Below are 19,933 nucleotides of genomic sequence, written 5' to 3' on the forward strand. Positions count from 1 at the left end.
ATGTCCGACATGAGTTCGCCCTCGGCCATCGACAAGACGTTGATGGTGTTGGATGCCGTCCTGGAACACTCGCGGTTCACCGACGTGGTGAACGCGACCGGTCTGGCGAAATCGACCGTGCACCGGATCATGGCGTCCCTGGTGGAGCATGAGTTCGTCACGCAGTCCGACGACGGCTCGTACCACCCGGGGCCGAAGGCCCTGCGGCTGGCCGGTCACGCCCTGACCAACGTCGATCTGGCGACGGTCGCCCGGCCGGTGCTGGCCGACCTGGTCGCGCAGACGCGCTGCACGGTCCATGTCGGCCTGCTCAACGGCGACGAGGCGATCTACGTCGCCCGCCTGGACGGTCCCAAGCCGTACCGGATGCCGTCCCGGGTCGGTAAGGCGTTCTGGCTGCACTGCACCGGCATCGGTAAGGCCCTGCTCGCCGAGAAGGACGACGACGCCCTCGACGCGCACATCACCCGGACGGGCCTGCCGGCGCGGACGCCGCTCACGCACACCACCGCGTCGTCGCTGAAATCCGACCTCGCCCAGGTCCGCGCCCGCGGCTACGCGCTGGACGACGAGGAGAACGAACCGGGGATCCGCTGTGTGGCGTCCGTCATTCACGACCACACCGGCCTGGCCATCGCCGCGGTCAGTATTTCCACGTTGTCCCTTGAACAATCGATCGCCCAGGTGGCGCTGATGGCGCCGGCCGCGATCGAAGCAGCCCGTAAGATCTCGGCCGCACTGGGTTACCGGGAGCCGTGAATCTGCTTATAGTTAGGAAACCTTCCTAACCATTAAGCGTGAAGGACCGCCCCATGAAACCTTCCCTCCGCTGGCTGCTGGCCGGCGCGCTGATCGTCGGGGCCCTCACCCCGACGACCTCCAGCGTCGCCGTCGCAGCCGCCTCGGCCAGCCCGATCCCCGGCTTCCTGTTACAGACGTCCGCACAGGTCGCGGACGACGCCGCCGTCACCAAGCCGGGCTTCCCGACCACCGGCTGGCTGCCGGTGTCGCCGAAGTCCACCGTGTTCGCCGGTCTGCTGGAGAACGACAAGTACCCGGACCCGTTCTTCTCGACGAATATGAAGAACGTCGACAAGGCGCAGTTCAACGTCCCGTGGTGGTACCGGACCGAGCTGCAGCTGGCCGACACGAGCCAGCGCACCTACCTCGACTTCAGCGGCGTCATGTCGCGGGCCGACGTCTGGGTGAACGGCGTCCGGGTCGCGGACAAGAACCAGGTCGTCGGCGCCTACACGCGGCATGACCTGGACATCACCGCGCAGGTGAAGCCGGGCAGCAACTCGATCGCGTTCAAGGTCTACCCGAACGACCCGAACCGCGATCTGACCATGGGCTGGATCGACTGGGCGCAGACCCCGCCGGACAAGAACATGGGCATCGTGCGGGACGTCGTCGTCCGGCGCAGCGGTGCGGTCGCCCTGCGCGGCGCGCACGTGCTGACCAAGCTGGCTGTGCCGTCGCTGAACCACGTGGATCTGACGCCGAAGGTCGACGTCCGCAACGACTCGGCCGCCGCGGTGACGACGACGGTGAGCGGCACGGTGGCCGGCGTACCGGTCAGCCAGACGCTGACGCTGGCGGCCAAGGAGAAGAAGACGGTCACCTTCGCGACGATCGGGCTGGACAACCCGAACGTCTGGTGGCCGGCCGGGATGGGCGGGCAGCCGCTCTACTCGATCGACCTGACCGCTTCGGTGGGCGGTACGGCGTCCGACAGCACGTCGGACAAGTTCGGCGTCCGGGACGTGAAGGCGCCGCTGAACAGCAGCGGCGGCCGGATCTACTCGATCAACGGCCGGCCGTTGCTGATCAAGGGCGGCGGCTACTCACCCGACCTGTTCCTGCGCTGGGACGCGACGGCCGCGGCCGACAAGCTCAAGTACGTCAAGGATCTGGGCCTGAACACGGTCCGCCTGGAAGGCCACATCGAGCCGGACGAGTTCTTCGACCTGGCCGATGAGCTCGGCGTCCTGACCATGCCCGGTTGGGAATGCTGCGACAAGTGGGAGGGCCAGGTCAACGGGAAGTTCCCGTGGACGGCCGAGGACTACGAGACCGCCAAGCGCTCGATGACCGGTGAGGCCGAGCGGCTGCGCAACCACCCGAGCGTGTTCACGTTCCTGATCGGCAGCGACTACGCGCCGGACGCGCGGATCGAGAAGGGCTACCTGGACGCGCTGACCGCCGCCGACTGGCCGACCCCCGTCGTCCCGGCCGCGGCCAAGCGGTCCTCGCCGCAGCTCGGCGCCTCTGGGATGAAGATGAACGGGCCGTACGACTGGATCCCGCCGAACTACTGGTACGACAAGGCGCACGACGACGCCGGCGGCGCGTGGAACTTCAACTCCGAGACCTCGGCCGGGCCGGACATCCCGACCCTGGACACGCTGAACCGGATGATGACGCCGGCCGAGCTGGAGGTGCTCTGGAAGAACCCGTCGGCCAACCAGTACCACCGGTCCGAGTCGACGACCTTCGGCAACCTCAAGCTGTTCGGCGACGCGCTGGCCGGCCGGTACGGCGCTCCGACGAGTCTGAACGACTACGTGAAGAAGGCCCAGCTGGCGGCGTACGAGAACGTCCGGGCCGAGTTCGAGTCGCACAACCGGAACTTCACCGACAGCACGAACCCGTCGACCGGGCTGATCTACTGGATGCTGAACAGCGGCTGGACGTCGCTGCACTGGCAGCTGTTCGACGCGTACTTCGACCAGAACGGCGCGTACTACGGCGCCAAGAAGGCGAACGAGCCGCTGCACATCCAGTACTCCTACGACAACAAGTCGGTCGTGGTCGTCAACCAGAACCGCGGAACGGCGTCCGGGCTGACGGCGTCGGTCAAGCTGTTCAACATCGACGGCACGGAGAAGTTCTCCCGGACGGCGCCGGTGTCGGTGCCCGGTGACGGCGGTAAGGCGACGGCGCTGACAATCCCCTCGGTGAGCGGACTGTCGACGACGTACCTGGCCAAGCTGGTACTGACGAACGCGGCCGGGGTCGAGGTGAGCCGGAACGTGTACTGGCTGTCCACGAAGCCGGACACGTTGAACTGGGCCGATACGACCTGGTACACCACACCGACGACCAGCTACGGCGACTTGAAGGGCCTGTCGAGTCTGGCGCAGGCGCCGGTTTCGGCGTCCGCCACGACGACGTCGTCCGGTGAGACCACTACGACGACAGTGACGCTGAAGAACACGTCCACCGCCAAGACGCCGGCGTTCTACCTGGATGCGCATGTGGTGACGAACGGCAGGCCGGTGCTGCCGATTCAGTGGAACGACAACGCCGTCTCGCTGTGGCCGGGTGAGTCGACGACACTGCGTGCGACGTACCGAACGTCTGACCTGAAGGGCGGTACGCCGTCCGTTCGGATCACCGGCTGGAACACGGCCACGCAGACCGTTCCGGGCAACGGTGGGCCGGTCTCGGCGGTCTACGAAGCTGAGGACGCCGCCATCACCGCTGGGGTCGTCGAGTCGAACCACGCCGGTTTCACCGGGCGCGGCTTCGTCAACTACGACAACAAGGCCGGCAGCGCGGTCGAGTGGACGGTGACGGCCGCCAAGGCCGGGCCGGCGACGGTCGAGCTGCGCTACGCGAACGGTACGACGGCCAACCGGGCGATGAACGTGTCGGTGAACGGCACGGTCGTCTCCCCCGCCCTCGCGTTCCCTGGGACGGGCGCCTGGACGAACTGGCAGAGCAAGACCGTGACGGTCAACCTGGTTGCTGGTAGCAACAAGATCAGGACGGTCGCGACGACGTCCAACGGTGGTCCGAACGTGGACAAGATCACCGTCTCCTGAACCGGCCGGGCTGCCGTTCACCAGGCGGCAGCCCGGTCACTCCCGGTTCGCGACCCGCTGCGCGATCGCGCGGATCTCGTCCCAGAGGTCGGCGCCGGAGTCGAGCATGACCTGCATCTTGGCCGGATCCTGATCGCCGAAGAAGTGGCCGATGCTGACCTCGTGGTCCGGCCGGCTGAGGATCTCGACCCGGTCCCCGGCGGCGATCGACCCGGTCCGCAGGACCCGCAGATAGGCGCCCGGCCGCCCGGCCTGATGGAAGATCTTCGCCCAGCGCTGCTCCCCCATCCGCTCCTGGAACGTGATGCAGGGGATCCGCGGCGCCGTCACCAGCACCTCGACCTCGGCGCCGAGCCGCCACACCTCGCCGATCAGCGCGCCGGTCACATCCAGCCCCTCGGTCCGCAGGTTCTCCCCGAACAGACCGCTCGGAATCTCCCGCCCGAGCTCACCGGCCCACCAGTCGGCGTCCTCCTCGGCGTACACGTACAACGCCTGCTCCGGCCGCCCGTGGTTCTTCGTGTCACAGACCCGATCGCCGACCAGCCCACGCTCCCCCACCGCGACCCGCCCGGACTGCGGCCGCTTGTCGATCGCCGTGAACCCCGTGTTCTTGGGCCCCGGAATGAGCTCCTCCACCACGTTCACCGTCAGCAGCCGCATACCTTCCATGCTCTCCCGGCGGTCAACCCGATTAGTCCTGGATGGCCTTCACGATCGCGATGTTGCGAGTGAGCCAGTCGCGCGGGAGGAGGGTGTCGGCGCTGTCGAGCGTCCAGAGGACGTTGAGCATCTGGCGGACGACGACCCAGTTGCGCGCGCGTTGCTCGTCCAGGCCGGCGGCGTCGATCGTGGTGAAGAAGCGTTGCTGGACGGCGAAGCGGAGGTCGCCGGTGATCTCGTCCCAGCGGTTCCAGATCAGCGGGGCGACCTCGTAGTGGGGGTCGCCGGACAGGGGTTTGGGGTCGATGACGAGCCAGGGCTCGCGGGCGCCGGCCAGCATGTTCTCGTAGTGCAGGTCGGTGTGGATGAGACGGCCGTCGGTCGCCGGGTCGGTGACGAAGTCCTCGGCGAGCGAAATCGCCTGCTCGACGTACCGGTGCGGGACGGGCGCCGAGGCGGGCAGCTGCCGGAGCCGCTCCAGCCAGCGCTTCAGCTCACCCGACAGCGTCCGGTACTGCGGGCCTGCGGCCACGTGCAGCCGCGCGTACGCCGTACCGACGATTTCGCAGGCCTCGTAGATGTCGACCGAGGTGAGGTCGCCCGGCTCCAACCGCTCCAGCAGTAACGCGAACCGCCGCGGATCGGCCCGCAGCAGCTGGACGGCGCCGTTCCCCGCCCAGTCCCGCAGGGCGAGATGCTCGGTCTCGGCTTCCCAGTGCGGGAACTGGACCTTCAGGACGGCGCGCTGCCCGTCCACGGTGACGACGGGGACGACGAGCGCGCACTCGCCGTGCTGGGAGCCGCCGTCCACCCGCAGCCGCCACTCCTCCAGCAGCTCGCGGGTCAGCCGCGGCAGGCGATCCAGCCAGCCGGCCCACTCCGGCCCGCGGGAAGCAACTGCCTGCAGCCCGGCGGGGATCTCCACTACTTCTTGGCCTTCTCCGCGGGCTCGTTGGTCTTGAGGGCGGCGATGAAGGCCTCCTGCGGGACCTCGACCCGGCCGACCATCTTCATCCGCTTCTTGCCCTCTTTCTGCTTCTCGAGCAGCTTGCGCTTCCGGCTGATGTCACCGCCGTAGCACTTGGCCAGGACGTCCTTGCGGATGGCGCGGATCGACTCGCGGGCGATGATCCGGGACCCGATCGCGGCCTGGATCGGCACCTCGAACTGCTGCCGCGGGATCAGCTCCTTGAGCTTGCCGGCCAGCGCGACGCCGTACGAGTAGGCGTTGTCACGGTGCACGATCGCGGAGAACGCGTCCACCGTCTCGCCCTGGAGCAGGATGTCGACCTTGACCAGGTTCGCCGCCTGCTCGCCGGTCGGCTCGTAGTCCAGGGAGGCGTAGCCCTTGGTCTTCGACTTCAGCTGGTCGAAGAAGTCGAAGACGATCTCGGCCAGCGGCAGCGTGTAGCGCAGCTCGACGCGGTCCTCGGACAGGTAGTCCATCCCGAGCAGGTTGCCGCGTTTGGTCTGGCACAGGTCCATGATCGTGCCGATGAAATCCTTCGGGGACAGGATCGTGGCCCGGACCACCGGCTCGTAGATATCGGCGATCTTGCCCTCGGGGAACTCGCTCGGGTTGGTGACGACGTGCTCCTTGCCGTCCTCCATCTCGACCCGGTAGACGACGTTCGGCGCGGTGGAGATCAGATCCAGGTCGAACTCGCGCTCGAGCCGCTCGCGGACGATCTCCATGTGCAGCAGGCCGAGGAACCCGCAGCGGAAGCCGAAGCCGAGCGCGCCCGAGCTCTCCGGCTCGTACTGCAGGGCGGCGTCGTTCAGCTGGAGCTTGTCGAGCGCGTCGCGCAGCGTCGGGTAGTCGTCGCCGTCGATCGGGAACAGGCCGGAGTACACCATCGGCTGCGGGTGCTTGTAGCCCCCGAGCGCCTCGGTCGCGCCGTTCACGGACGCCGTCACGGTGTCACCGACCCGGGACTGGCGGACGTCCTTCACGCCGGTGATCAGGTAGCCGACCTCGCCGACGCTGATACTGCCGGCCTTGATCGGCTCCGGCGAGATGACCCCGACCTCGAGCATCTCGTGGACGGCGCCGGTCGACATCATCTTGATCTTGTCGCGGTGGTTCAGCTCGCCGTCGACGACCCGGACGTAGGTGACCACGCCGCGGTAGGTGTCGTAGACCGAGTCGAAGATCAGCGCCCGCGGCGGTGCGTCCTTGACGCCCTTCGGCGGCTCGATCTGGGCGACGATCTCGCTCAGCAGGTCCTCGACGCCGACGCCGGTCTTGGCCGAGACGCGGAGCACCTCGTCCGGCCGGCAGCCGATGATGTGCGCCAGCTCGGCGGCGTACTTGTCCGGCATGGCGCCGGGCAGGTCGATCTTGTTCAGCACCGGGATGATGTGCAGGTCGGCGTTCAGCGCGAGGTAGAGGTTGGCCAGCGTCTGCGCCTCGATGCCCTGCGCGGCGTCCACCAGCAGGACGGCGCCCTCACACGCCTCCAGCGACCGCGACACCTCGTAGGTGAAGTCGACGTGGCCGGGGGTGTCGATCATGTTCAGGATGTACGTCGTCCCGTCCGCGGCGAGCAGGCCGCCCGGGGTGTCCGGCTTCGGGGTGAACGGCAGCCGGACCGCCTGGGACTTGATCGTGATCCCGCGCTCCCGCTCGATGTCCATCCGGTCGAGGTACTGGGCGCGCATCTGCCGTGGGTCGACCACGCCGGTGATCTGCAGCATCCGGTCGGCCAGCGTCGATTTGCCGTGGTCGATGTGAGCGATGATGCAGAAGTTCCGGATCAGCGACGGGTCAGTCTGACCCGGCTGCGGAACATTCGGGGAGCCAACGGGCACGGAGAGGATCCAGTTCGTCTCGAGGTGATACCTGGTGAACTGGTCAATCATCCCATGCGGGACCAGCGGATTAGAAAAATCCGGGCGGACGGCGCTCCCGGTCTCTACCGTGGTGACGCATGGCACACGCTGCAGGGGTCCGGTTGCCCTTCGAAAAAGTCCCCGCCGCCGTGCGGGCGTGGGTGGAGCGCGCCCTCGGATCGGCCGTCGTCGCCGCGACCACTCAGCGTGGCGGCTTCTCGCCCGGAGTCGCCGCTCGCCTCGTCACGGCGTCCGGACGCCGGGCCTTCGTCAAGGCGGTCGGCCCGGAGCTGAACCCCAAGACCCCGTCGCTGTTCCGGAACGAGATCACCGCGGTCCAGGCGATCGGCCCGCTCCCGGCGGCGCCGCGGCTGCTCGACGTGTACGACGACGGCGACTGGGTCGGTCTGCTCTTCGAGGACATCTCCGGCCGGCTCCCGGCTCATCCGTGGCGCCAGTACGACGCTGACCGCGTTCTGGACGCGCTGGCGGCGTTGACCGAGGCGCTCGACCCGTCACCGTGGCCGGATGCGCCGGTGGCCGTCGTCCGGAGCATCGAGTTTCTGAACCGGTGGGACAAGGTGCTCGAGGACGACCTCGCCGTACCGGACTGGCTGGTCGGGCGGGTCGACGAGCTGGCCGAGCTGTCCAGGGCGGCTGTGGCGGCGATGGCGGAAGGGACGGCGCTGTCGCACTGGGACCTGCGGGCCGACAACCTGATCCTGACCGAGGACCGGGTCTACTTCATCGACTGGGCGCACCCGGCGCTTGCCCCTCGCTGGACCGACACTGTGATCCTGCAGGCGGACATGCGGGCCAGCCCGGTCCGGCTGCCCGCGCTACCGGACGACCCCGCGATCACCGGCTTCATCGCCGCCGTGGCGGGCGGACTGTGGTGGGGCGCGGCCCAGCCGGCTCCGCTGAACCTGCCCACGATGAGGGGCTGGCAGCGGGAGCAGGCGCTCGTCCACCTGGATTGGCTGCGGGAGCGAATGGGGTAGCAGCGTTTTGCTGGGTCGGGCGTCTCTGGGGGTGTGACGAATCAAATGGTGAGCCTCAGCGGCCCGCACCGGGCGCTGGCGCGTGATCAAGCACAGACCGCGGTGTCGGCGCTGTACGAGCAACACTGGGCGGGCCTCGTCCGCCTGGCCGTGCTGGTGATGGACGACCGGCAGGCGGCGGAGGACGTCGTCCAGGAGGCGTTTGCGAACCTGTACCGGCACTGGCCGTTGCGGGAGTCCGAAGCGGCGCTGGGCTACCTGCGGACCGCCGTACTGAACCGCAGCCGCTCGGTGCTTCGGCGGCGCCGGATCGCTCGCCTCTACATCCCGCCGCACGAGGCGCCGAACGCCTCCGCCGAGAGCGACGTCGTCCTCGGCGACGAGCGGCTCCAAGTGCAGCGGGCGCTGCAGGCGCTCCCGACCCGGACGCGTCAGGTCCTGGTCCTCCGCTTCTACCTCGATCTCCCGTTCGCCGAGATCGCCCAGCTCCTGGGCATCGGCGAGTCCAGCGCCCGCTCGAGCGCCACCCGCGGCCTCGCGACGCTGACCGACCGTCTGAAGGAACTGCGATGAACGACACCGAATCCCGTCTCCGCGACTACCTCGACACCAAGGCGGCGTCCGTCCCGCCGACCGCGCACGGGCCCGGCCTGGACGCCGAGCTGACCCGCCGGCGTGCAGCGTGGCCCGCCGTCCTGGCCGCGGCCGCGGTGGCCGTCGTCCTGGCCCTGACCGTCACCTTCATCACCAGCGATTCCGACAAGCCGGCCCCGGCGGCCTCCCCCACGGCCGGTGGACCGCCGCGAGTTCCGTACGTCATCACCGAGGACACGGACCTCCCGAACATGGGGCCGTCCACGCTGTACGACGGCACCCGCACGGTCCGCCTCCCGGACGACGTGCGCGTCACGGGGCCTCGGATGGGGGACGGCTGGCTGGCCTGGACCCTGAAGAAGACGAACTTCAGCGCCGGGATCCTGGCTGCGAGCGGCAGCGTCCGTCAGCTCGCGCCGATGCGGGCCGACATGCCGACTGCCTCGCCGGACCGGAAGCAGGTCGCCATCGCACACCGGCCGAACCGGAACGAGACCGGTGACCGCCTCGTCGTCCTGGACGCCGGCACTGGCAAACAGGTGCAGAACCTCGCGATGCCGCGGAAACTGTCCCTGGTGGTGGGGTGGAACCGGGCCGGGATCTGGATCATGTCGGACGTCTCCGGCAAGGAAGAGCTGTTCGTACTGCCGGCCGGTGCGCAAACCTTCCAGCCGGTGTCGGCGCCCGGGCTCACCGGCTCCTTCGCCACCAGCTCCGAGTCGGACACCGTCGTCTTCGCCACGCAGGCCGGGAAGGACAAGTGCCTGAACGCCGCGGAACTGCGGAACGGGAAGCTCGAGATCCAGCGGACGCACTGCGAGCAGGGAGTGGAGCGGGCCGTCTACCCGGTCGGTTCCATCGACGGACGCACGATCGTGTTCAGCGAGAGCAAGCTCGCCATTGACGTCGCCTCCGGAAAGGCCACCGAGCTGCGGGTACCGGAGCCGATCGTCAGCTACCCCAAGCCGGTGTTCGAAGACGCGACCAAGCTGCTCGTCGTCACTCAGGACTGGAGGAGCTCGAAGAAGACGCCGCAGCGGCTCTACCGCTGTGACGTGACGACGGGCGACTGCAAACTGATCCGGACCGAGAAGGACGACGCCCAGATCAAGCTGCTCCAGCCCTGAACAGGCCGAAAGGGCGGCTCCGGACTCCGGAGCCGCCCTTTCGTGTGCGTGTGGTTCAGCTGTCCACGCGGAGCACGGTGAAGCCCGAGCCGGGCCCGCCGTCGGTGAACTGGAGCTGGCCGAGGTAGCGGCCGCCCGGGTTGAGGCCCGACCAAGCGGCGGTGATGTTCACCTGGCCGGCGGTTTGGACCGCCTGAGTGGCCGGGGTGATCGTCAGGTTCGACTCGGCCGTGTTCAGCGCCCAGTGGTTGAGCTTCACCGTCGAGTTGTCAGCGCCGGCGAACAGGTCGAGGTAGACGTCGTACGTGCCCGCGGCCGGCGCCTGGAGGTTGGCCTCCTCCTCGGCCGAGCCGCCGCCGCTGTTCGCGAGCAGCGTCGTCGTACCGGCCTTGTAGACGTAGACGTCGACATCGGTGCCGGCCGGGTAGTCGGCGTCGAAGGTGGAGAAGCGGGCGTACTTCGTACCGGCCGGGACCGTCACGGTCACCTTCGCCACGTGGTCGTTGACCTGCGGGTTGGCGGTCGGGAACGAGACCGCGCCGGCCTTCTTGATCTGCGTGTCGGCCACGGTCGCCGCGGTCAGACCGACCGCGGTGCTCTGCAGCGAGCCGGTGTAGCCCGCGGTGACCGGCACCGGCACGGAACCGCTCACCCCGGTGCCCTTGACCTGGACGGGCGCCTTCACGGTCAGCGGCTTGACCACCAGCGTGCTGGAGACGGTGTGGAACGCCGACTTCCAGGTCAGCGAGCCGTAGGAGTACTGCTCCAGCGGCGCGCCGTTGTGCTCGAACGTGACCTTGAACGTCGCCGTCTTACCGGGCAGCGTGACCAGGAGCTTCGGCGAGACGGTGACCTTGAAACCGGTCAGGCCCTCGACCTTCGGGAAGTAGACCTCGGGCAGCTTGCCGACGTTCTTCACCGTCCGGGTGACGGTCTGCTTACCGGCCAGGTCGCCGATCGCGATGGTCGGGTAGTTCAGGTCGCTCGGGTCGATCTTGCCGCCCGCGCAGAGCTCGTGCGTGCCGGCCACCTCACCCGATCCGCAGACGAACTTCGCCCAGTCGGTGTAGCCCGAGTCGTAGACCAGGCCCGGGTCCATCGCCTTCTTCGGCTGCACCTGGCCCGCGCCGTACCCGAACGGGGTGGCCGGGGTGCCGCTGTCGTTCTGGATCGGCTTGCCCGCGGTGTCCTTGGTGGTCGCCGTGGTGGCCAGGGCGGACTTGATCGCCATCGGCGACCAGGTCGGGTTCTTGCTCTTCAGGACGGCCGCCATCCCGGCAACGTGCGGCGTCGACATCGACGTACCGCTCATGAAGGCGTACTCGCCGCCGGCCGCGCTGAAGGCGGTGGTCGCGGCCAGGACGTTCGTGCCCGGAGCCATGAAGTCCGGCTTCAGCAGGTCGCCGTTACCGGCCGGGGACGGGCCCCGGCTGGAGGAGGAGGCGACCTTCGGCCCCGTGACGCGGACCGCCGTACCGGCGCTGATCTCGGCGGTCGCACCGGCGGTGGCGGCGTACGCCTTGACGGCCGGGGCAGCCTTGTCGTCCAGGTGCACCGACGGGACCGTGTGCAGGTCGGAGTCCAGCGTGCCGGGGGTGATGTTGACCAGGATCATGCCGACGCCGCCGACGGCCTTGACCTGGGCGCTCTTGTCGACGCGGGCGTTCCCGCCGCGGTCGCAGACGACGATCTTGCCGGCCACCTTGGCCGGGTCGAGCGTGCCGGCCTGGCAGAGCACCAGGTTCGTCGGGTTCGCGCCGGGCAGACCGGCGTCCTTGGCCAGGACGACCGGGGCCTTCGGGACACCCGAGCCGATACCGGCGCCGGTGAACTTCTGCCCGTCGCCGAGGGTGACGGTGGTCTGGATGTCGCGGTCATGGGTGCCGTTGGCAACGGTCGTCACCCACGGGTAGGTCTTGCCGACCGTCGCGGCGCCCGGGCCGGTGTTACCGGCGCTGACGGCGACGAAGACGCCCGCCTTCGCGGCGCGCAGGAAGGCCAGGCCGGTCGCGTTCACGTACGTCGAGCCGGAGCCGGAGATCGAGTAGTTGATCACGTCGACGCCATCGGCGACGGCGGCGTCGATCGCGGCCACGATGTCGGCGTCCGTACCGCTGCCGCCGCCGGCCTGGTCGACCGTCCACAGCACCTTGTAGATCGCCAGCCGGGCGTGCGGCGCCATGCCGGAACCCTTGCCGTAGTCGCGGCCCATGACCTTCATGTCCACGCCGTAGTTACCGGCGGCAGTGCTGGCGGTGTGCGTGCCGTGGCCGCCGTAGTCGCGCGGGGACTTGAACTCCTCGGGAATCGGGCGGGTGCCGATGCCCTTGTCGAAGTAGCGGGCGCCGATGACCTTGTTGTTACAGGTCACCGCCGGGGCCTCTTCACCGGCCTGGCAGACGCCCTTCCACTTCTTCGCGATCAGCGCGTCGGACTTCTTCGTGGTCTTGATCGGCGCGAAGCTCGGCCGCTCCGGCACGAAACCGGTGTCCAGGACGCCGACGATCACGCCGTCCCCGGACTTGTCGATCCCACCGGCCTGCTGCCAGGCGCCGCCCTTGCCCGACATACCGAGGTAGCGCGGGGTGTCGACGGTGTCCTGGTGCTGCAGCTCACTCGGCTCGACGCTCTTCACGCCGGACTGCTTGGCCAGCTTCACGGCCTCGTCGTGCGACATCTGCGCGGAGAAACCGGCGTAGGTGTAGCTGTAGTCGTACAGCTTCTTCGCCTGCGGGACCTTCTGCAGGACCTCGGCGCGCTCCCGGGCCAGGTGGTTGACGTAGCCGGTGACCTGGGTGGAGCCCCGCTCCAGCTTGCCGCCGGCGGCGGCGCGAGTGGCGGGCAGACCGGCGATGTCGCCGTCGTACTCCGCGACGGGGGCGTCGTCCAGCTGGACGACGTACGAGCCGGTGACCGACTCCTTCACCTGCGGATCCGCTTGCTGCGGCGTGTCGGCAGCCGCGGCCTGAACCAGCGGCAGCCCGGCCAGCGACGCGACGAGCGCGGTGGCCAGAACGATCGGGGTACGGCGGGGCACGAAGATCCTCCAGGACGGTGGGGAGCCAGGGCTCGCGACTGACCCGGCGCTGGTGGTGATCAGCGTCACGGGGCCCCGAGTATGCCGGGGGACCTCTCCAGGTGTCACGCTCGGCGCACTCCTGTGATCCGACAGCAAGGGAAAACCCGATGCCCGATGTGACGGAGACCATCACCGCCGCCGCCTCCCCCGAGGCCCTCTACGCCCTGGTCAGCGACCTGCCCCGGATGGGCGAATGGTCCCCCGAGTGCACCGGCGTCACCTGGTCCGCCCGCACCCCGGGCCCCGCCGTCGGCGCCCGCTTCGTCGGCCGCAACCGCGCCGGCGCCGCCCGCTGGCTCACCCAGGGCCGCGTCCTCGAAGCCGTTCCTGCCCGCGAATTCACCTTCGCCATCCACTTCGGCCCCGTCCCCGTGGCCCTCTGGTCCTACACCTTCGCCCCGGCCGACGGCGGCACCCTCGTCACCGAGTCCTGGACCGACCGCCGTCCCGCTCCCCTCCGCCTGGCCATGAACGCCGCCTTCGGCGACCGCGCCGACCTCAACCGCCGCGGCATGCACACCACCCTCGAACGCCTCCGATCCACCGCCGAGTCGGCCCACGCCCCGTCCTGAGCCGCCGAGGCTGGTTTGGAGCTGGGGGCGGCTTGTTGGTAATCTGTTCCTTCGCGTGCCTACGGGTGGCGTTCAGCCCTGCGCGCGACAACTTTCCTGTAATGACCGCACACACTCGATCGAGGCTCTGCTCCGTGGCGAACATCAAGTCCCAGATCAAGCGCAACCGCCAGAACGAGGCTGCGCGACTTCGCAACAAGTCGGTGAAGTCGACCCTCAAGACGGCTGTTCGCCGCTTCCACGAGGCCGTCGACGCCGGCGAGGCCGACAAGGCCGCCGACACCGCGCGCAAGGCCGGCCGCCTGCTCGACAAGGCCGCCAGCAAGGGCGTCATCCACGCCAACCAGGCTGCCAACCGCAAGTCGGCCATCTTCAAGAAGGCCGCCTCGCTCTGAGGTAACCCCAACGATCGGCCAGTCCCCAGGACCGGCCGATCGTTTTCGTATGCCCAACCACCCCCAATCTCACCCGGGGTGGTTTTGCCTACTCCCCCAACAGCGGCCTCGCGCTGGCCGACGTCGCGGCCGCCGGCGGGTACTCCAAGCCGTACAAGCGCGCTGCGGAGCCAGCCACCGCCTGGGGGTCGCGCGGGTTAGCAGCCTGAGGGTCACGCGGGTCAGCGGCCTAGGGGGCGCGCGGGGTCAGCGGCCTAGGGGGCGCGCGGGGTCAGCGGCCTGAGGGTCGCGCGGGGTCAGCGGCGGCCGTGGGAGCGGCTTACGGTGATGACCATGCGTTCCAGGGCGTAGCCGGCGTCGCCGGAGGCGCCTTTGACGTCGGCGTCGGCCTGGGCTACGGCTTTGATGGCGGTGGCCAGGCCGCCTGGTGTCCAGCCGCGGACTTGCTGGCGGAGCTGCTTCAGTTTCCAGGGTGGGACGCCGACCTCGCGGGCCAGGTCCGCCTCGCGCATGCCGCTTGGCGCGCTGGCGAACTTCGCAAGACCGCGTAGGCCGCCGGCCATTGCGCTGGTAACCAGGACCGGCGCGACTCCGCAGTCCAGCGCCCAGCGCAGCTGCTCGAGGGCGGGCTCCGTCCGGCCGGCCATCGCCGCGTCGGCGACCGCGAAGCTCGTGACCTCCGCGCGGCCCCCAAAGTACTGGCCGATGAGGTCGGTTGTTACCGCTTGACCGCCTGAGTCCGACACCAACTGCGAACAGGCGCCCGCGAGCGCCCGCAGGTCGTGCCCGACGGCGTCCACCAGCGCGGACGCCGCGCCCTCATCGATACTCCCGCCGAGCAGCCGAACCTCCCCCGCCACGAACTGCGGCAGCTCCCACGCCTTCGGCGCCGTCGCCACCACCTCGGTGACGGACGCCTTCCGCAGCTTGTCGAGGACGCCCTTGCCCTTCTGCCCACCCGAATGCACGAGCACCGCCAGTACGTCGGACGCAGCGGCACCCGCGTACTCGATCAGGTGCGGCGCCATCTCGGCCGGCAGATTCTCCAGCATCCGCAGGACGAGGACCCGCTCACTCGCGAACAACGACGGCCCGGTCAGCTCCGCGAACACGCCGAGATCGAGCGTCGACGCATCGAGCTCGGTCACCTCGACGTCCGCATGCTCCTTCGACACCGCCGCGATCGCCGACCGCACTGCCCGGTCCGCCAGGAACCCTTCGGACCCGGTCACCAGCAGTACATCGCCGAGCTTCGGCGCAGAACCCCTACGAGCAGCCACGGCGCCAGCATCCCACGTCCGCCCGACAAAACCCGATCGAGGCCCGGCACCCACATCGGCCAAGATGGTCCCCATGCCCGACCTCCCTGCCCTCGAACCCGTCGACGCACTGATCGTGGTGGACGTACAGACCGCGTTCGTCTCCGGAGCGGACGCCGTCCCCGACGCCTCGGGCCTGCTGGACCGCATCACCCAACTGCTCGACAAGGCCCGCTCAGCCGACGCCATCGTCGTCCACCTGCAGAACGACGGACCGCCCGGCGCGGACGACGAACCCGGCACACCAGGCTGGCAGCTGCACCTCCCCATCAAACCCGGCCCGCGAGAACACGTCCTCCGCAAACCCCGCGACGACGGCTTCGACAGCACCGACCTCGGCCCGATCCTCGTCGCGGCCGGCGTCCGCTCGATCGCCATCTGCGGCGTCATGTCGGAGATGTGCGTACAAGCCACGGCACGCACCGCCCTCGCCCGCGGCTACGACGTCGTCCTCCCCCACGACGCCCACAGCACCTACGACATCCCCGCCGTCCCCGGCGTGAGCGCCGCCGTCCCAGCCCACGTAGTCTCCCGCGTCGCCGCCTGGGCCCTCGGCGACGACCCCGAAAGCACCACCCCAACCACCGCAGTCACCTTCACCCACCCATGACGAACGCCGTCCCCTGGCGATCGAACGACAGGAGCTGAGGTATGGACGGCGCTGAGCGGTTTACCGATCGGGCGGCTGCTGCGGTTGTTTACGCGAGTCGGTATGCGGAAGCGGGTGGGCGCTTGGTGGTGACTGTTGATGATTTGTTGAACGGGTTGTTGGTTGCCTGGCGTTGCGGTTCAGGTTCTGGTGGCGCTGCGGGTTGATCTGCCCGCGCCGAGTCGGGGGGTGCTCGGGTATCGCAAGAACGAGAGGTGGGGTGCGGCGGATGAGCTTGCGGAGTTGGATGGTGGGCGGCTGTCGGCCGAGGTTCGGGCGGTGCTTGCCGGGGCTTGGGATGAGGCTGGGAGTGGGCACGTTGGCACTGAGCATTTGTTGCTCGGGTTGATGCGGCAAGGTGCAGAGCTGGGGGTGACGGAGGACGCCGTCCGGCGTGGGGTGGCGGAACAGTTGGCGGCGTTTCATCGAGGGCGGCCGGAAGTACTGCCGCCGGAGGCTGCGGATGAATTGATCGGGGTTGCACGGATCACCTTGCCTGGAGAGATTGCGGAGCTGGACGCGCGGATCGCCGCGGCCGAACGGCTGAAGGAGGCTGCTGTCGACGCTGAGGACTTCGAGGCGGCCGGATCGATCCGGGATGGCGAACAGGTGTTGCGGGCTGAGCGCGCGGATCTGGTTCGTGAATGGGCGTTGTCGGTTGATCTGCCTGCGGTGGTGGACGAGCTTGAGGCGCTGCGGGACGCGGTGGATCGGCTGCGGGGGCAGGGTAATTAGGGCGGTCGGTGGGTGGTTAGGGAGAGGCGGTTGTGGGGGTTGGTGATGGTTAGGGGGCCGGTGATGTTGGTGGTGGCGGTGCGGGTGGTTTGGTGAGAGAGGAGGTCGAGGGTTCGGGGCGCGGGGTGGCCGTAGTCGTTGTCGGCGCCGGCGGAGATGAGGGCTAGGCGGGCTTGGGTGGCGGTGATGAAGGCTGGGTCTTGGCGGGCTGATCCGTGGTGAGGGACTTTGAGGATGTCGGCGCGGAGATCGGCGCCGGTGGCGAGGATGGCTCGTTGGGATTCGGGTTCGAGGTCGCCGGTCAGGAGAATGCGCAGGCCGGCGAGGGTGACCATCATGGTGACGCTGGCGTTGTTCTCGGGTGAGCTGTCGGGGGACGTCGTGCCTGGCGGTGGCAAGGCGGGTACTCGGGCCGGCCAAAGCGTCGTCCAACTGAGCGGGCCGATGGTGCGTTTCTCCTGATAGGTAACGGGTTTCAGCGGGATGTCGTGTTGGGCGGCTAGCGCGGACACGCGGCGGTGTTCGGCTGGTGGCGAGAAGTACGGAGTGACGGCCAGCTCATCCACACGGCGGTTGCTGAGGACTCCGGCCAGGCCGCCGACATGATCCGCGTGGAAATGCGTGAGAACGACGACTGGGATGTGATCGACGCGGAGGTCACGCAGGCAGCGGTCCATCGCGGTTGGATCTGGGCCGGTGTCGACGACGACCGCGCTGCCTTCGCCCGCGCGGAGGACGATGCCGTCGCCTTGGCCGACGTCGCACATGACGAGCAGCCAGTCTCGGGGTGGCCAGCCGACGGAGCCGATTGGGCGAAGTATTGCGAGGGCCAGGACAACTACTGCTAGGAGCATGGCCAGCGGTCTGGCCAGTAGGCGATGTAGGCCTAGGACGGCAACTAGGCAGAGGACTGTGAGTACGGCGATGCCGACGGCGGTTGCGGGCCAGGGGTTGGCGGCGCCGGGGAGGTCGGCGCCTTCGCGGGCGATGAGGATGATCCAGCGGGCCGGCCAGCCCGCGGCCCAACCGACGAGTTGGGCTGCTTCGACGCTGATGAGGGCTACGCCGGCGGCGGTGAAACCGAGGATGGTGGCCGGGGCGACTGCTGGGCCGGCGAGGAGGTTGGCGGCTACGGCGACGAGGGAGACCTCGCCGGAGAGCCAGGCGACGATCGGCGTACAGGCTAGTTGGGCGGCTAATGGGCAGGAGATGGCTTCGGCGAGCCAGGTCGGCAGCCAGTTGGCGAGAGCGTCGCGCCAGCCGGGGCCGAGGAGGACGATGCCGGCGGTGGCGAGGACGGAGAGTGCGAAACCGGCTGAGCGGGCGAGGGAAGTGTCGATGAGGAGCAGGACGATGACTGCGACCGAGAGGCTGCGGACGGCTCGGCGTCCGCCATCGGCGGCGGTGAGCGCGATCAGGGCGATCAGACCCATCGCCGCGGCGCGGAGGACGCTGGGTTGAGGGCGGGCGAGGATGACGAAGACCACGACGGTCAGTAGGCCGACCGCGGTCAGGCCCCAGGCGCGGACGCCGATCAGGCGGGCGAGCGGGACGATGAAGACGAGGAGCAGGGTCAGGTTGGTGCCGGAGACGGCCGAGAGGTGCGTCAGGCCGGTTGTTTGGAAGTCTTCGGTGAGCTCCTCGGGGAAGGCGGATTCGTCGCCCATCACCAGGGCTGGGACGAGGCCGCGGACGTCGGGTGGTTCGTCGGCGACGGCGGCGCGGAGGCCGGCTCGGACTTGCTCGGCGGCGCGGAGCCACCAGGCTGGGGCGCTGAGGCTGGTGGGTGCGGTTCGGACGGTGAGGGTGGCGGCTACGTCGTCGCCGTCGTTCACGGCGTCGAGGCGGCCGGTTGCGGCGAGGCGTTCGCCGTAGCGGACGTCGCGCCAGCGTTCGGTCGCGACGACGAGCACCGGCGTCCGGACGCGGACGGGGTGGGTGGACTTGGAGCGGATCTGTTCGACGGTGGCTTTGAGGACGACGTACGGCGGGCGGTGGGTTCCTGGGCTGCGGCGAACCACCGGGTCGGCGGCGATCTTGAGGTGGACGTCGACGGTGCTCGCGTCGGCGGCTAGGGCTTGGACGGGGCCGGAACGGAGGGACTGGACCTGGAACGCGGCTGCCAGCGCCATGCCCGCCACGACTACGAGGACGCCGACGAGGGCCCAGCCGGCTCGATGAGACGGGGGTGGGTGGTCTGAGAGGTCATCGCCGTTGGGTGCAGCCGTGGGGTGTGGGTGGGAGGAACGGCGTACTAGATAGGTAATTAGGAGGGCGAGGGGCGCGGCGGTGGCGGCGGTGAGGATGGCGGTTCGGGGGGTTTGGGCTATGAGGAGGACGGCGGTCAGCCAGCCGGTGGCGGCGGGGGCGAGGAGGCGGAGGTCGGCGCGGGGGTCGTGAGGGGTGGGCGGGTCAGAGGCGAACATGGGGTTTCAGGGAGTCGAACTTCTTGGGGCCTACGCCGGGGACTTCTTGGAGTTGGTCGACGGTGCTGAAGGGGCCGTTCTGGGTGCGGTAGTCGAGGATGCGTTGGGCCAGGACGGGGCCGACGCCGGGGAGGGCGTCGAGTTGGGGCGCGGTGGCGGTGTTGAGGTTGATCGGGCCGGTGGCGGTTGGGGTGTTGGCGGCATTGGACGGGGTTGTTGGTGGGGGTGGCGCGCCGACGATGATCTGCTCGCCGTCGGCTACTTGGCGGGCGAGGTTGAGGGCGCTGAGGTCGACGCCGCGGAGCGGACCGCCGGCGAGGGTGAGGACGTCGGCTACCCGGGCGCCGGATTGAGCGCGGATCAGGCCGGGGCGGTGGACTTTGCCGGCTACGTGGACGACGAGGGCCGTTGGGCGGGGTGTCGTGGGCGGGCCGGCGATCGGGGTGCCGGAGGTGATGGCGGTGGGTGGGCGGGCGTCCGGGATCGGCTCGGGGCGGGAGCGGATCACTTCGCAGCCGGCCCAGATCAGGCCGAGGGCGAGCATCGCGACCAGCACGAGGACATGGCGGCCGGACAGTTTCCAGCGCGTCTCGCGCAGGCGGGTCGTGTCGGGGATCCAGCCGGGCATGCGGCCTCCTCTGGGCGAACGAAATCTGTCGCCAGAGAAGGTACGAGTTTCTGCCCGCTCTCCCCCGAAAACCTCAACCCTGT

16 protein-coding genes are annotated in these 19,933 nt (G+C 69.2%); 9 read left to right on the forward strand and 7 right to left on the reverse strand.

Going from position 1 to position 19,933, the window contains the following annotated elements; all coding sequences use genetic code 11:
• Positions 1-9 precede the first annotated feature (9 nt).
• Positions 10-759, forward strand: coding sequence for an IclR family transcriptional regulator (locus tag ACZ6ZD_RS19940; protein ID WP_465674145.1), 750 nt, complete (start codon positions 10-12; stop codon positions 757-759).
• Between the two features lie 53 nt (positions 760-812).
• Complete coding sequence (locus ACZ6ZD_RS19945; protein ID WP_465674147.1) at positions 813-3,830, forward strand: glycosyl hydrolase 2 galactose-binding domain-containing protein; 3,018 nt, start codon at positions 813-815, stop codon at positions 3,828-3,830.
• 36 nt (positions 3,831-3,866) lie between these two features.
• Here the strand turns inward: ACZ6ZD_RS19945 and ACZ6ZD_RS19950 are convergent, their stop codons facing one another.
• From ACZ6ZD_RS19950 to lepA, 3 genes are read right to left on the reverse strand one after another with little or no spacing between them, the layout of a single operon-like run.
• Complete coding sequence (locus ACZ6ZD_RS19950; RefSeq protein ID WP_465674149.1) at positions 3,867-4,493, reverse strand: MOSC domain-containing protein; 627 nt, start codon at positions 4,491-4,493, stop codon at positions 3,867-3,869.
• A gap of 31 nt (positions 4,494-4,524) precedes the next feature.
• Positions 4,525-5,418: an aminoglycoside phosphotransferase family protein gene (locus ACZ6ZD_RS19955; RefSeq protein WP_465674151.1), complete on the reverse strand. Its 894-nt coding sequence runs from the start codon at positions 5,416-5,418 to the stop codon at positions 4,525-4,527.
• Positions 5,418-7,355 carry a translation elongation factor 4 gene (lepA, locus tag ACZ6ZD_RS19960; protein ID WP_465674153.1) on the reverse strand — a complete coding sequence of 646 codons (1,938 nt, stop codon included), beginning with the start codon at positions 7,353-7,355 and terminating at the stop codon, positions 5,418-5,420. Before lepA ends, ACZ6ZD_RS19955 begins: the two co-directional genes overlap by 1 nt.
• Before the next feature lie 68 nt (positions 7,356-7,423).
• On the opposite strand from lepA, the gene ACZ6ZD_RS19965 reads away from it, so the two are divergent.
• The 3 genes from ACZ6ZD_RS19965 to ACZ6ZD_RS19975 are packed head-to-tail and all read left to right on the forward strand — an operon-like array spanning position 7,424 to position 10,047.
• Positions 7,424-8,326, forward strand: a complete 903-nt coding sequence (locus tag ACZ6ZD_RS19965) for a phosphotransferase family protein (protein WP_465674155.1) — start codon at positions 7,424-7,426, stop codon at positions 8,324-8,326.
• 45 nt (positions 8,327-8,371) lie between these two features.
• Entirely contained in the window at positions 8,372-8,899 is a 528-nt protein-coding gene (locus ACZ6ZD_RS19970) for an RNA polymerase sigma factor (protein WP_465674157.1), read from the forward strand.
• Positions 8,896-10,047: a PQQ-binding-like beta-propeller repeat protein gene (locus tag ACZ6ZD_RS19975; protein WP_465674159.1), complete on the forward strand. Its 1,152-nt coding sequence runs from the start codon at positions 8,896-8,898 to the stop codon at positions 10,045-10,047. Before ACZ6ZD_RS19970 ends, ACZ6ZD_RS19975 begins: the two co-directional genes overlap by 4 nt.
• Before the next feature lie 55 nt (positions 10,048-10,102).
• Here ACZ6ZD_RS19975 and ACZ6ZD_RS19980 read toward each other — a convergent pair whose 3' ends face one another.
• Complete coding sequence (locus tag ACZ6ZD_RS19980) at positions 10,103-13,084, reverse strand: S8 family serine peptidase (protein WP_465674161.1); 2,982 nt, start codon at positions 13,082-13,084, stop codon at positions 10,103-10,105.
• A gap of 149 nt (positions 13,085-13,233) precedes the next feature.
• Between ACZ6ZD_RS19980 and ACZ6ZD_RS19985 the strand changes: the two genes are divergently transcribed.
• Together ACZ6ZD_RS19985 and rpsT are read left to right on the forward strand one after the other, a co-directional pair.
• Entirely contained in the window at positions 13,234-13,698 is a 465-nt protein-coding gene (locus ACZ6ZD_RS19985; RefSeq protein WP_465674163.1) for an SRPBCC family protein, read from the forward strand.
• A 134-nt stretch (positions 13,699-13,832) separates the two neighbouring features.
• Positions 13,833-14,093 carry a 30S ribosomal protein S20 gene (rpsT, locus tag ACZ6ZD_RS19990; RefSeq protein WP_465674165.1) on the forward strand — a complete coding sequence of 87 codons (261 nt, stop codon included), beginning with the start codon at positions 13,833-13,835 and terminating at the stop codon, positions 14,091-14,093.
• A gap of 296 nt (positions 14,094-14,389) precedes the next feature.
• On the opposite strand, the gene holA is transcribed toward rpsT, so the two are convergent.
• Positions 14,390-15,373 (reverse strand): DNA polymerase III subunit delta, encoded by a 984-nt coding sequence (gene holA / locus ACZ6ZD_RS19995; protein ID WP_465674167.1) that lies wholly within the window; start codon positions 15,371-15,373, stop codon positions 14,390-14,392.
• A gap of 73 nt (positions 15,374-15,446) precedes the next feature.
• Here holA and ACZ6ZD_RS20000 point away from each other — a divergent pair, with 73 nt between their 5' ends.
• Together ACZ6ZD_RS20000 and ACZ6ZD_RS20005 are read left to right on the forward strand one after the other, a co-directional pair.
• The gene (locus ACZ6ZD_RS20000; protein ID WP_465674169.1) at positions 15,447-16,022 is read left to right on the forward strand and encodes an isochorismatase family protein; all 576 of its coding nucleotides are present in this window, start codon (positions 15,447-15,449) and stop codon (positions 16,020-16,022) included.
• A 411-nt stretch (positions 16,023-16,433) separates the two neighbouring features.
• Positions 16,434-16,796 carry a UvrB/UvrC motif-containing protein gene (locus ACZ6ZD_RS20005; protein ID WP_465674171.1) on the forward strand — a complete coding sequence of 121 codons (363 nt, stop codon included), beginning with the start codon at positions 16,434-16,436 and terminating at the stop codon, positions 16,794-16,796.
• Here the strand turns inward: ACZ6ZD_RS20005 and ACZ6ZD_RS20010 are convergent.
• Both ACZ6ZD_RS20010 and ACZ6ZD_RS20015 read right to left on the reverse strand, forming a co-directional pair.
• A complete protein-coding gene (locus ACZ6ZD_RS20010) occupies positions 16,793-19,222 on the reverse strand; it encodes a ComEC/Rec2 family competence protein (protein WP_465674173.1) in 2,430 nt (809 codons plus the stop codon). The genes ACZ6ZD_RS20005 and ACZ6ZD_RS20010 overlap by 4 nt on opposite strands.
• The gene (locus ACZ6ZD_RS20015; protein WP_465674175.1) at positions 19,209-19,850 is read right to left on the reverse strand and encodes a ComEA family DNA-binding protein; all 642 of its coding nucleotides are present in this window, start codon (positions 19,848-19,850) and stop codon (positions 19,209-19,211) included. The genes ACZ6ZD_RS20010 and ACZ6ZD_RS20015 overlap by 14 nt, the downstream gene beginning before the upstream one ends.
• Positions 19,851-19,933 lie beyond the last annotated feature (83 nt).

It is taken from the genome of Kribbella sp. NPDC104218, from assembly GCF_055584105.1.

Bases quoted from the DNA above. Each gene is read 5' to 3' on its own strand.
- ACZ6ZD_RS19940 (WP_465674145.1), top strand. From the start codon at position 10: ATGAGTTCGCCCTCGGCCATCGACAAGACGTTGATGGTGTTGGATGCC.
- ACZ6ZD_RS19945 (WP_465674147.1), top strand. From the start codon at position 813: ATGAAACCTTCCCTCCGCTGGCTGCTGGCCGGCGCGCTGATCGTCGGG.
- ACZ6ZD_RS19950 (WP_465674149.1), bottom strand. From the start codon at position 4,493: ATGCGGCTGCTGACGGTGAACGTGGTGGAGGAGCTCATTCCGGGGCCC.
- lepA (WP_465674153.1), bottom strand. From the start codon at position 7,355: ATGATTGACCAGTTCACCAGGTATCACCTCGAGACGAACTGGATCCTC.
- ACZ6ZD_RS19965 (WP_465674155.1), top strand. From the start codon at position 7,424: ATGGCACACGCTGCAGGGGTCCGGTTGCCCTTCGAAAAAGTCCCCGCC.
- ACZ6ZD_RS19970 (WP_465674157.1), top strand. From the start codon at position 8,372: ATGGTGAGCCTCAGCGGCCCGCACCGGGCGCTGGCGCGTGATCAAGCA.
- ACZ6ZD_RS19975 (WP_465674159.1), top strand. From the start codon at position 8,896: ATGAACGACACCGAATCCCGTCTCCGCGACTACCTCGACACCAAGGCG.
- ACZ6ZD_RS19985 (WP_465674163.1), top strand. From the start codon at position 13,234: ATGCCCGATGTGACGGAGACCATCACCGCCGCCGCCTCCCCCGAGGCC.
- ACZ6ZD_RS20000 (WP_465674169.1), top strand. From the start codon at position 15,447: ATGCCCGACCTCCCTGCCCTCGAACCCGTCGACGCACTGATCGTGGTG.
- ACZ6ZD_RS20010 (WP_465674173.1), bottom strand. From the start codon at position 19,222: ATGTTCGCCTCTGACCCGCCCACCCCTCACGACCCCCGCGCCGACCTC.
- ACZ6ZD_RS20015 (WP_465674175.1), bottom strand. From the start codon at position 19,850: ATGCCCGGCTGGATCCCCGACACGACCCGCCTGCGCGAGACGCGCTGG.